Annotated in this window: 8 protein-coding genes; 4 read left to right on the plus strand and 4 right to left on the minus strand. The window is 47.6% G+C overall.

What is annotated here, in order from left to right:
* Nucleotides 1-167: 167 nt before the first annotated feature.
* On the plus strand, nt 168-1424 hold the full coding sequence (locus ACIDITHRIX25_RS70350) for a cytochrome P450 (protein WP_201732283.1): 1257 nt from the start codon (nt 168-170) through the stop codon (nt 1422-1424).
* Between the two features lie 507 nt (nt 1425-1931).
* Here the strand turns inward: ACIDITHRIX25_RS70350 and ACIDITHRIX25_RS70355 are convergent.
* Nucleotides 1932-3425 carry a MutS-related protein gene (locus ACIDITHRIX25_RS70355; protein ID WP_213333387.1) on the minus strand — a complete coding sequence of 498 codons (1494 nt, stop codon included), beginning with the start codon at nt 3423-3425 and terminating at the stop codon, nt 1932-1934.
* On the minus strand, nt 3422-5020 hold the full coding sequence (locus ACIDITHRIX25_RS70360; protein WP_201732285.1) for a MutS-related protein: 1599 nt from the start codon (nt 5018-5020) through the stop codon (nt 3422-3424). Before ACIDITHRIX25_RS70360 ends, ACIDITHRIX25_RS70355 begins: the two co-directional genes overlap by 4 nt.
* A 1059-nt stretch (nt 5021-6079) precedes the next feature.
* On the opposite strand from ACIDITHRIX25_RS70360, the gene eno reads away from it, so the two are divergent.
* Together eno and merB are read left to right on the plus strand one after the other, a co-directional pair.
* Nucleotides 6080-7342, plus strand: coding sequence for a phosphopyruvate hydratase (gene eno / locus ACIDITHRIX25_RS70365; protein ID WP_201732286.1), 1263 nt, complete (start codon nt 6080-6082; stop codon nt 7340-7342).
* Between the two features lie 857 nt (nt 7343-8199).
* Nucleotides 8200-8829 (plus strand): organomercurial lyase, encoded by a 630-nt coding sequence (gene merB / locus ACIDITHRIX25_RS70370; RefSeq protein ID WP_052603970.1) that lies wholly within the window; start codon nt 8200-8202, stop codon nt 8827-8829.
* A 320-nt stretch (nt 8830-9149) separates the two neighbouring features.
* Here the strand turns inward: merB and ACIDITHRIX25_RS70375 are convergent, their stop codons facing one another.
* Complete coding sequence (locus ACIDITHRIX25_RS70375) at nt 9150-10577, minus strand: DHA2 family efflux MFS transporter permease subunit (RefSeq protein WP_052603971.1); 1428 nt, start codon at nt 10575-10577, stop codon at nt 9150-9152.
* 157 nt (nt 10578-10734) lie between these two features.
* Nucleotides 10735-11340, minus strand: coding sequence for a TetR/AcrR family transcriptional regulator (locus ACIDITHRIX25_RS000000104085; RefSeq protein ID WP_201732935.1), 606 nt, complete (start codon nt 11338-11340; stop codon nt 10735-10737).
* A gap of 198 nt (nt 11341-11538) precedes the next feature.
* On the opposite strand from ACIDITHRIX25_RS000000104085, the gene ACIDITHRIX25_RS70380 reads away from it, so the two are divergent.
* Nucleotides 11539-12117, plus strand: a complete 579-nt coding sequence (locus ACIDITHRIX25_RS70380) for a beta-class carbonic anhydrase (protein ID WP_201732287.1) — start codon at nt 11539-11541, stop codon at nt 12115-12117.
* Nucleotides 12118-12287: the final 170 nt, after the last annotated feature.

A 12287-nucleotide genomic window follows, 5' to 3' on the forward strand; every position in this document is an offset into this window, starting at 1 on the left:
TGGCGATATAATCGAAAGCAATACTGAGCCGTCTCGGATCTAAGATATGCAGGATATCTCCCAAGGTTTCTTAGACAATAATGGGGTTAGCAATTGCTTTTGGTCTATCTCTAATTTCATCTGTCGGTACTTGTTGTACTTTGTCAATGGTGTAGGAGAAACTAGAAGTGAAACCCAAGGTTGTCTTTTCGATCGATGAGATAAATCTATCAGATCTTGACTTTTGGAGAGAACCTCTCGAGGTGCGTGAGGCTGCCTTTGAAACTCTACGTAGAGAACGTCCCGTCGCCTTTATGGAGGAGATGGATTACGGGTTTTTGCCAGCAGGGCCTGGTTATTATGCAGTCTCAACCTATCGTGATGTGGTTGAGGCATCTAGAAGGCCAGATATATTTTCTTCAGCTAAGGGTGCTACGAGTATCCCTGATCTTCCAACCCCGTTTCTCGAGTATTTCGGTGGAATGATCAATGTTGATGATCCACGTCATGCCAGGCTGAGACGAATTGTTTTGAGAGCCTTTACGCCTAGGAGACTTGATGCTATCGAGGCTCAAATAGCAACTGTCGCCTCTCAACTAGCAGATAAAGCGATAGAACTTGGCACCTTTGACCTGGTTGCTGAGGTCGCCTCTCAACTTCCCTTGACGATTATCTGCGAGATGATGGGGATTCCACTCTCGAAGCGTCAGGAGGTTTTGGAGAAATCGAACGTGATTTTGGGGGTCGGCGATCCTGAATTCGTACCTGAGGGCGAAGATATTGGCATGACGCTGCTCACTGCAGGCTTTGAACTCTCCGAATTGATGAAGAACCTTGCACAAGAGAGGATCGATGACCCAATGGACGATATTACCTCTGCTCTGGTCAATGCAGAGGTCGATGGCGAGGCCCTGACACCAGATGAACTCGCATCATTTTTTATTCTTTTAGTAGTGGCCGGGAATGAGACGACGCGAAATGCAATTACCTGGGGAGTGGAGCTGCTCTCTCAATATCCACGTCAAAAAGAGCTTTGGATGAGCGATTTTGATCGCTTTACCCCAAGTGCAATCGAAGAGATCGTGCGATTTGCTTCTCCAGTTATCTTCATGCGTCGCACCCTCACGCAGCCCTATGAGCTCTCTGGCGTCACCTTGGCAAAGGATGACAAAGTTATTTTGATGTATGGTTCTGCCAACAAGGACCATGAAGAGTTTGAGGATCCCTATGACTTTAGGGTTGACCGGATGAATAACAAGCATGTTGGATTCGGTGGATATGGCCCCCACTATTGTTTGGGAGCTCATCTAGCTCGTCGAGAGATAACCTTGATCTTCAGGGAGATCTTTGGAAGAATTCCTAATCTTCATCCTGTATCTCCTCCCTCTAGATTGACGTCATCTTTTATCAATGGAATTAAGCACCTAGAAGTTTCGGTCGTATGATTTCTCGTTGTTGAGCTAGTGGTGATATAGGGCATTGCTAGCTCAATGACGGGATGATAACTCAAATTAGATAGCTCAACCGCGATAGCTCAGATTAGGTAGCTCCTATATGCGTGATCGCACTGCGGTGATAATCGTGATTTATGTCTGGGACTGTACTGAATTGTACGGTGCTGGGCTTTGGTCAAGACCTAATTATGCAGTGGTGGAGGCCATATATGATATCTAGCGCTGACCGCCAATATCTCCCTAGCGATCGATCTGAAAACTAGCGATCGATCTGAAAAAGAGATCTAAGCCGATAGATTTTGTTCTCCATTTCAAGTTTAGCTTGGTCAGACTAATTTAGATGGTGTTTCAACCAAACGCGCAGCTGCAAGCAAACGCGCAGGCCAAACTAACAGCCCAACCTGGTCTAGCACTACTATGGGATCTATAGGCTCCTTCCTTCCTTCCTTCCTTCCTTCCTTATCTTTCTGAGCTGGCCCAATGCAATAAAACAGGATGTTACCAACCACCAATGCGGTTGTATACGTCCTCGCCGTAGCTTGTAGAAAGTGGTTCGCCCGGTGTTAGCTTAAAGTTTCGCCCCGCCGTACCTTGCCGTCCTGCTTGAAGAAATAAGGCTGAACTCGCATCGCTTTGGTAAAACCTCAAAGCCAATTCACTTAGGTGGGTAACGACGATCGTTCGCACGTCGGAATCGATCAACGCCCTAATTACTTGATAGGCAATTTCGGATCCCTCTCGCTCATTCGTAGCTGAAAACGACTCATTGAGGAGAACTATGCACTTTGGCGTGATTGCGTCGACCACTTCGCTCATTCGGGCCAATTCCTCGTCTAGTTTTCCACTTGTCATGGACGAGTCTTCTTCTCTAACGAAATGTGTAAAGAGGCCTTCGCAAACGCTTGCAGTAAATGACTTGGCTGGAACAAACATTCCAGAGCGCATCATTACCAAAGCAACTCCAACGCTACGCAAGAAAGTCGATTTACCACCGGAATTCGCTCCAGTGATAACAACTAGGGAGTTGTCGTCGGCGTTAGCATCATTACCGATGACAGACGTTTGGCTGCGCAATGAAAGACAGACATCGTAGAGCCCTATGAAATTTAGGAGTGGCGGACTCCAAGGTTTGGCGACGGCATTACATGTTGGTTCATTCTTAGCCGATAATATCTCCTTCAAGTTGAGGGCGGCCACGAAGAAGGCTAGCTCAGTACGGAGCATGGCAAAGAAATTGGTAAGGTGGTCAGCCGCTTGCGTCAAGGAGTTTGCGGCTGAGTTCATACCCTTGCTCATGATAACATTCAGTGCATTCATACCAGCTTCATCGTGCGAGTTGATGTCAAAAGAGTAGGATTTTCTACCTCCAACTCCGAGGCGCTCCTTCAGGGATTGTTTGGTATTGCGCGAATCACGCAATACGTAATCCATGCCTGTGTTCCCAAAGGTTAGTTTCGCACTGATTAGGGTACCATCTCGAAATTTTAGTTGGTTGAGGTTATCGTCAACTACAGAAAAATAGTCGTCACTGAGCTCTTCTTTTAGTACTCTAAAGAGGGTAGTCCAGCCTTCAGAGCTAAAGGTTTCTCCGTGCTCGTCGACAATTTTGCGTAGCTGTTTTAGGTAACCCATAAACATGCCAATTACTTGAGGGGACTGCGCCATCATTCCAGTTGGACTGTCCTGGCGCGTAAACCAGAACATCTTGTGCTTGTCAAAAAGAGCTTTAACTGCAATTTCATAGATTTGACGTACAATCTCAGAATGAGACGAGCAGTCATCTAAGACCGACTGGCGATAGGCAATCTCTGTGGGATTAGTCAATCCATTCAAAAGCGCGACTCGTGAAACTTTGAGTAAGAACTCATCACCTCCAGCCATAGCTCCCAAAAGGGTGTCAAGGTCGAGGTCGTGTACGAGGTAGTGCTCATTAGGGGGTAGCGGTTGGAGAAGATTGAAATCCTTATCGCGGAACATCAAATGTGCCTTCATGACTTGAGTCGCCCCCTAATGTCATCGTAGGTTAGTTGGTACTTCTGTGCAATTGCTAAGGCGTATGCAAGGCCATCTGCTGGCTGTCGAACTATTTTGAAAGTGCGATCGGCAGGATTCGTGGGATTGACAGTGCTTGTCATACTTACGACCCAAGGGCCTATTCGACTCAATTCGTCGATAAAGGTAACCACTACGCACAGCGCATCGAGGTTTTGGATCTTATCAATTACTTTCAGACCTAAACCAAGAGCATCCAAAGCAGTGGTTGAAGCGAAGATCTCGTTCATAATAATGATGCTGTTTGAGGTAGCTTGATTCAAAACGGCACGAATCCGAATTAGGTCTTCCTCTAATTTTCCACTTTGGTAGGTAGGGTCCTCCTCTTTACCAAAGTGAGTATATAGCTGATCATAGAGGTATAGTTGGGCTTGTTGGCCGGGAACCAGACATCCGATGCTGGCTAAGTAGTGGATCTGCCCAAAAGTCCTAGCAAAAGTGGTCTTTCCTCCTTGATTTGGACCTGAGACTACAATAATTCTCTCAATACCCTCGAGATGTAAATCATTGCGCACAACCACCATTCTCTGAAGTTCCAATTTATGAGCCAGGGCGAGGTCGAAGGTCTCAACCGCTGAAATCTCTTTCGAAGTTTCTAGGATCTCCGGGATGCAAAATGAAAGGCCTTGTGCTTTTAGTGGTGCAATAAAGTCGAGATAGGAGAGATAGAACTGAATCTCACGTTCAAAAAGAGTGACCGTTCGATTTAGAAAATCGCTCTCTTGTTCGCAGAATGACTCAATGGATGAGAAAAGATCACTAAAGAGAAGCGCCACGCGGTCGACGATCATCGCCTCCACGTGATTCATATTGGGCCAGTCTGAAATAGATCGGCGGTAGTCTTTGACGGTACTTTGCTGAAATCTCTCGAAGGTCTTTATGATCTCAGCGCCGTAATCTTCTTCACCCTCGTACTTGACAACTCGAACATGAAGTCCTTTGAGATTGATGCAATAGCGAACTTGGGAGAGTTGATCTTTCAGCAAACTCGTAGCGCTAGCGAGCTGCTCAAAAGGACTCGATGAAGCATAAGCGTTTAGAGATTCTCGAAAACCCATCAAAGCGGCAGAGTTGATCTCGGTCTCCTTTAGCACCCTAACAAGACTCGCTACAGCGTTGCAGTAGCGATGGGCAGCATCTAAGTGAAGGGCGCGACGATGCTGCACGAAGGACGACTTGGCGGACCAAGCTAGCCTTTGGCGGACCTCGAGCATCTGACTTTCGAACGTTCTGATACTGCTGGTAAGAGCCTGGTTCTCAAGGTCGCGCCACACCTCGTACCGAAAACGAATTTCATCTGCGTCATGAAGGTGATCATAAAAAAAGGGTAGAAGTTGATAGTCGTTTCGGTCCTTATTTATTGACGAAAAGACCTGATCAAGTAAGAGGTCATGAAAACAGTTCGGCTCAGATTCACCACCGTCAGCCATAGCCTCTTTGGGCTTCGAATAAAGGATGCTGCAGGTTTGTCTTGCCATGGCAGATGAGGGATCTATGTTATCAACTGGAGCATCCAGTCGGCCGAAGGTCGTCATTTCCCGCACCTACAGATTTTTGGATCCACCTTAGAAGGCGCTACGGTAGCTCCAAAACACGAATCGAGGCCATCGATTAGAAGAGATGTAGTTTCTAAAATTTCCCGTCGCGAACGCGAGTAACTCTTGGTTCTAATCTCAGCTTTCATTGTCTTCTCCTTAAAGCCGTCAATTGACAGGTAGAAGCCATTAGCCATGAAAGCAGTTCGGACTACGGTCCGCCGGAGCATCATCCGACATCTATAATGATAGCCGATCCCCCTCGAATCTGCAATGATGCCAAGATAGGGGTAGGTCCCAAATCAACCGACGGGCATAGGGTCGCCTTGGCCGAAACGAATATATTTGCCAATGCGATTCAATTTCACCTTCGATAAAGCCGGATACTTGCCGCTAGCTTACTACCTGGTAGCAGCAACATTCTTATATAAATCTTTATGAACTATGGTGACAAGTTGTTCAAGTCGTCAAATGACACGACAGATAAAATTCATTCAGGTGATCAGTAAGATGAAGTTCATTCGAGCCATTTGGACAATTGGCAAACTTGCAATCGCAAGGGTCATAAACAGCTTGTCTGGCCCCCCCAATAAATTTTATGTGAGAGTAGCTTTTATGTGAGAGTAGCTTTTATGTGAGAGCAGCTTTATGTGAGAGCAAGAGGTCTGCTCCCATCCGTTCGACCCAGTGGATACGACCTAACACGCCTCGCGATGGTACCTTGTATTTTTTATCCTTGAAGCGCGGATCGTCTCACCTGTTTTTAGTATCGATTGCCAAAGAGATACGCCAGAATCGTTTTTATGGAAAAACCAACCTGTTCAAAGAGTCATTTACATCTCCTGCATCTCGATGGGAAGGCTTGATTGCATGCATCGGTTTAAAGTCTATAAATCACGCCGAATTATGGAAAATAGATCGATATGTAGTTCAGAGATTGCTGAATCCGAAAGGCAATTCGACAAAGCTATACCATTTGCTCGAGATAGTTAACACCCACAAATTGGAGAGACTCGCCAAAACATGTTAGCTTGACACAAAAGCCTAAAGGAGATCCAGATGGTAAAAACGGTATCCAAAGTCTCAGCAGTCCAAATACTTGATTCTCGTAGCCGACCAACTTTGGCGACAACTGTCACCTTGAGCGATGGAACCTCAGCACGTGCAGGAGTTCCTTCGGGGGCTTCGACTGGTTCGCGCGAGGCTGTCGAAGCCCGCGATAGAGATTTAAGTCGATTCAATGGAGGCGGTGTACTTGATGCCGTAGCACATGTGAACGGCGAGATCAACGCTGCATTGGCAGCTAGAGCGTTCGCCAACCTCGCCGAAGTTGACCAAGCGCTGATTGACCTGGATGCAACAACGAATAAGTCACGATTGGGAGCCAACGCGATTGTCGGAGTCTCCATCGCTGCCGCCCGGGCATTCGCTAACTCCGAAGGGCTGGCACTTTGGGAATATCTACAACCGGCCGGAGTCAACGCAAGACTTCCAGTGCCGCACTTCAATGTCGTAAATGGAGGCGTGCATGCACCCAACAACCTCGACTTTCAGGAATTCATGATAGCGCCGATTGGCGCACCATCAATCGCCGAGGCGGTTAGAGCAGGATCAGAGATATATACCAAACTTAAGCAATTGCTTGCTAGCAAGGGGTTCGCAACAGGCCTAGGCGACGAAGGCGGCTTTGCCCCGCAGATCGACCGCCCAGAAGACGTTCTTGCGCTTTTAGTCCAGGCTATCAACGAAGCAGGGTACCGACCCGGTCGCGATGGAGTAGCTATCGCTCTCGATCCGGCATCCAGTGAATTTTACCGTGATGGATTCTATAAAATTGCCGGCGAGTCGCTCTCGAGTACCGAGATGATCGATCGGTACGAGGAGATTATTTCGACCTATCCGGTATGGCTTCTAGAGGATGGACTTGCCGAATCCGATTGGAGCGGATGGGAACAACTTACAGCTCGACTAGGCGATCGCGTCGAGCTCGTCGGTGACGACCTCTTGTGTACGAACCCTGCGATCATCAAAGAGGCTATTGCCCGCCATGCTTGCAACGCTAGCCTGATCAAGGTAAATCAAATCGGTACCGTAAGCGAGACGCTTGAGGCTATGCGTATCTGCCGCGACGCTGGGTGGGCGCAGTTTGTCTCACATCGCTCAGGAGAAACCGAGGATACTTTCATCGCTGATTTGGCCGTCGCGACTGGTTGCGGTCATCTAAAGAGTGGGGCACCTGCTCGTGGTGAACGAGTGGCTAAATACAACCGTTTGATTGAGATAGAGACTGTAAGCACTCTGGGGTACGGATTGACTACCTAGGAGAGAGAAACAGTCATCTCGTTACAAATGAGATTGATTGATTTGCCTTGCCTAACTGCCTTGCCTAACTGCCCGGAGCATTGCTAGGAAAGCAATTTTGCAATGGGCAGAACATTTTGCTTATGGTCACTTACAATGACCTTCGACCACTGGGATCTCTAGCTAATATCAAGATAGCTAATAGCGCCTAGCTGTGCTAGCTCAGCTTGAGAGGGCTCTGCTGTTAGGAAATATCGGTATTGCCTTTGCTCAAAGCTTCTAATTGACCTTGACCTTGACCTTGACCTTGTAATTGTAATTGCTATTGGTCTTGTAATTGCAATTGCAATTGCAATTGGTCTTGACCGTGCCATTGTCGCTGCCAATGCCACGGAGTGTATGAATCCGAAAAGTCAAGGAAGCCGGTCACGGATAAAGACGACAGGCTTTATTGGCTTTACCAAGTTGCTCATAGTCTAAGTAGGTCATTTGCGCGACATGACAAGGGTGACAGGTGGGATCTCCCTATTCCATGAGGTAAGATTTCGCCCAAGAGCTATATCTTCGCTGACTGCTAGGGCCTTATTTACCTTGGCGCCAATGTGGAGGGTTGAGATTTGCCTATTTATTTGCAGCTAGGTGAGCGGCGGTTGAGCTGTTGTTGAAGTTGAGTCGAATTTGTATCGATCTCTCACATGGGTTTTGTTCTTGATATTCTGCATTGCTTAAACCAAGTACGACCAAGATGATTGGTGGTCTAGCTTAGGAACTATGCGAGCGCCTATTGCCATTGCAAGGTGAACCTGGGTTGAGGCTAGGTTTGTTATGAGAAGAAATGGTTCGACAGATAACTCAAAGGCAAGAATTAAGGGTGGCAAATGATGGAAGATTCAACCGCGGTAGCAGCGGTTCTAGACACAATGGTGTCGGGTGATGAGACTACGACTTCAGTACGTAGAGTCGTCTTTTTCTCTCTTTTAGATGGGGTTTCGCTCAGCTTCTCAGAGATCGCAACCAAGACGGGGTTGGCGATAGAAGTTGTAAGATCGGTCGTTGAACAAGCGATCCTGGGTGGCGTTGCTACGATTGACGGGCCTCTTGAGGGTGATCCCAAGGTCGTGGGCGCAGAGGGACTTACCTTGGTTGAAAGTCGTCACAATCTACTCATTGATGGTGTGGATCTTTACACTTGGTGTGCGTTTGATATCGTAGGAATTCCAGCAGCTCTGGGTGTCGACGCTACGGGTGAGACTACGTGTGCGACTTGCTCTGCTGTAATTTCAATCGTAATCACAGGTGGTGAGCCTCTAGAATCTGATGTTGTGGGATGGTGGCCACTGGGTAGCACTGGACCGGTAAATGAATCGTTCTGTCCTACCGCTTCAATGTTTTGTGATCCCTCCCATCTTGATAGTTGGAGGCGCAATTCAGGTGCCAATGGAGAGATGCTATCTCTGGTCGACCTAGCTGCGCGAGGCCGTATTACCTGGGCCAAGTTTGCAAGCTAGGGCGCAATACGATAGAAACGGTTCGCAGGGGATTCCTTCCAATTGCTTGATTAGCCTCTCCGAGTTGGTCCTTGGGCGATGGCCATTTTGGTAAGTTTAGAGGCTTTTTGGCCGTTAACTTGCAGTTCTCAATGGCCATCAATTGAGCAAAACTGGAAACCTGCAAAGCTAACTCATGGTGCAACCGCAACCGCGTCCATTGCACAATTTATATGCAATGGATGCAGGCAATTTCATTTGAAATTAGGGCGAGTTAGTTGGAAAAGAAGGCCGATCCGTCTTTGTAGCTCGAAGCGTCGTATTTAAGTTTAAGTTTCGAACTATTTGATTTGCAAAGCGAGCATGCTGGAAAGTTCGACATTGTCGTTGGTTGCTTTCTTTTTTCGGCCTACTGAAGTTGGAATGAAAAGTGAAGCAATAGATCCAACAAGTACAACTATGGCCCCGACGATTATCGCGGATTGGAGTCCATTGACAAAGCCTATAGCAGAGCCATATCCGCCAGAGGTGGAGAATATTGCGCCAAGTGATGCGATTCCAATGACTCCTCCAACTTCGCGAACGGTGTTATTGACACCCGATGCAACACCTTCAAGTTCCCTTGGTACTCCAGCTAGGGTAGCTGAGGCGGTGGGTACAAAGAACATTGCCATCCCGATCCCAGAGATTACAAAGGCCATGACGATCGAACCATATGAAGTTGTTATTGATACCTGAGACGCTATCCATGCGAGACCTCCAGATTGAAGAGCTAGTCCAATCGCTACGATGCGTCCAGCGCCAAATCGATCAACGATACGACCCATGAATGGTACGACTAAAAGCGGCATGGCAGTCCAGGGGAGAATTCTGACCCCCGATGCAAGTGGTGAGAGACCTCGGACGATTTGAAAGTACTGAGCGAGAAAAAAGACCGATCCGAACATTCCAAAGCTCATCAAAGTTGAGGCGACATTGATAGCGCTAAAGCCACGATCTCGAAAGATCGAAAGCGGGACCATCGGTGACTTAGATTTAAGCTCCACCGTAATGAAGGCGGCTAGCCCGATAGCGCCAAAGGCGAAAGACCCAAGAACTAGGCTCGAGATCCAGCCATGACTAGAACCATTCACAAGAGCGTTAGTAACGCCAAATAGGCCAATTGTCGCGGTTATCAGCCCGAGCGGATCGAGTTTCGCATCTTTTTCGGAGGTTGATTTCAGGCTTATTGCAGCTATCGCGAGAAGTATCATTCCGACTGGAACGTTGAGCCAAAAGATCCATTGCCAAGATGCACCTTCAACTACCGCACCACCAAGGAGTGGCCCTAGTGCAATGGCTAAACCTCCAATTGCACCCCAAATTGAAAGAGCGAAGTTACGACGCTCATGGGGGACACCGCTGGCGAGGATTGTGAGGCTAAGTGGAACCATGAGTGCGCCGCCGATACCCTGAATGGCTCGAGCGGTTATTAGTTGAGTTGAGGTGGTGGATAGCCCCGCATAACCCGAAGTGATAGTAAAGATAGCGATCCCTAAAAGGAAGATTTTCTTGGTTCCAAATCGTTTACCAAGACCGGCGCCAGTTAGTAGGAGGCTTGAAAAGGAGAGAGTGTATGCATTTACCATCCATTCGAGTGAGGAGAGATTTGCATGAAGATGGACCTTAATCACAGGCAATGCGGTGGTGACAACGAGGTTATCCAGGCCAGCCATGAATTGCGCAAGGCCCGTAGCGATGATAATCAGTGCCAGCTTTGAACGTTTCATCGCGGTATCCACCTAGTTATTTAGTTAGTAAGTGAGTAGTTACTAACTTATCATATACCGAACTACGCTAGATGTGTTCCTGGCGCCGGTTAGTTTTAGATTTAATTTTTTCCTTGGCCAACTGTGTTATGAACACTTGGCCACTAAGGCGTCTTGGCTAAGGTAATGAGATTATCTCGTTGGCAGTAATCCACTCGGGTTCTTCTTCGAACATTTGCATTCCAGCTAAGACTGTTAGGAGCATACCTTTGGAGAAGATGTCGACCATTTGAACGTTGCTTGCTCCAGTGCTCGCTTTGATAAAGTCCCAGAGGTCGCAATAGCGACTTCGAACTAAAGGTCCAATCTCGGGCTCGCTCCCAAGGGCATAAGCTTGGAGCTGAGATCCGAGAAGGTCTTTATCTAATAGGTACTTAAGGTAGGTAGCACCGATTGCCTCTAGGGCCTCTTGTCCGCCTTGATTTATAATCGCCTTGGCGAATTCATTTTTGACTAGATCAAACGAATAGTGGATGCATCCCTGGAAGAGGCTCAGCTTGGTTGGAAAGAGTCGAAAGAGATAGGCTTGAGAGATCCCAGAGTTCGCGGCTATTTGTAAGGTCGAACTTCCTGAAAAGCCATTTTTAGCAAATTCTGCTAAAGCGGCGCGAATGATTACTTGTCGTCGTTCCGCGACGCTTATGCGCTTTGAGGGGGCGGATTCTTGCGCATGGGACTTTTTCGCAAGGGAACCTTGCGCTGTGGTTTTGTCGCTATTTTTTATTGCGTTTTTTTCCTAAGTTCCTCTTGCACGCTACACCTTGTCTAAAGCTCTTCCTACCCTACGATACATGCAAAGGGGGTTAAATCGGCTCTAGCAACCCTAACGGCAAATGTCGCAAAACATGATCGGTTAAGTCATAATTCAATTTAGAATGCCTCTAAATAGTTATTTGAGTACACGTAAAGGGGTAGTGAAGCTATGTCGGTTTTGAAAGAGGTACTTGATGCAAATTTGCAATATGTGAGCGAATTTGGAGACAAAGCGCAGTTGGCGATGCCACCAGCTCGTCGCTTTGCGATCTTGACCTGCATGGATGCTCGCCTTGATCCTGCTAAGTACGCTGGTCTGAGCGAAGGTGATGCTCACGTCATAAGAAATGCAGGCGGACGTGCCAGCGACGATGCAATTCGCTCGCTTGTAATCTCTTATAAGTTGCTTGGAACTCAGGAGTGGTTTGTGATTCACCATTCAAATTGCGGTATGGAGTTCTTCAACAATGAATTGATGGGCGATCTTTTGGAATCCAGTTTGACGACAGCAGCTTTGAGTGACAAGGGGTTTGTAGACGTCGGTGAGGGTTCTGGTTCGAGCGAGGGTAAGTACATTAACTGGCTTACAATCGCAGATCAGGCGGCATCGGTGATTGAAGACGTTACGCGGATTAAAGCTCACACCTTGGTACCCAGTTCGATTCCTGTCTATGGCTTTATCTACGATGTTGCCACCGGAGCGCTTCTAGAAGTAACCGAAGCTACCAAGATAGGTGTGGCTTCCTAACGGGAATCTAGGTCCAGTACGGCATTTCAAGCCGCTGCAACATTCCCGCCCAGCACAACACGTCAAACAAATGGAGGGTAGTGCAGCTATTTATTGGCTGATAGCAACTGCGCTGGCGATGCGAGTGGGCTGGCGATGCGAGTGGGCTGGCGATGCGAGTACGTGCCTTT

The organism is Acidithrix sp. C25 (assembly GCF_904848545.2).

What these genes read in the sequence shown, in the direction of transcription:
- ACIDITHRIX25_RS70355 (WP_213333387.1), bottom strand. Translation starts at nt 3,425, where the DNA reads ATGAAGGCACATTTGATGTTCCGCGATAAGGATTTCAATCTTCTCCAA.
- ACIDITHRIX25_RS70360 (WP_201732285.1), bottom strand. Translation starts at nt 5,020, where the DNA reads ATGACGACCTTCGGCCGACTGGATGCTCCAGTTGATAACATAGATCCC.
- eno (WP_201732286.1), top strand. Translation starts at nt 6,080, where the DNA reads ATGGTAAAAACGGTATCCAAAGTCTCAGCAGTCCAAATACTTGATTCT.
- merB (WP_052603970.1), top strand. Translation starts at nt 8,200, where the DNA reads ATGATGGAAGATTCAACCGCGGTAGCAGCGGTTCTAGACACAATGGTG.
- ACIDITHRIX25_RS70375 (WP_052603971.1), bottom strand. Translation starts at nt 10,577, where the DNA reads ATGAAACGTTCAAAGCTGGCACTGATTATCATCGCTACGGGCCTTGCG.
- ACIDITHRIX25_RS70380 (WP_201732287.1), top strand. Translation starts at nt 11,539, where the DNA reads ATGTCGGTTTTGAAAGAGGTACTTGATGCAAATTTGCAATATGTGAGC.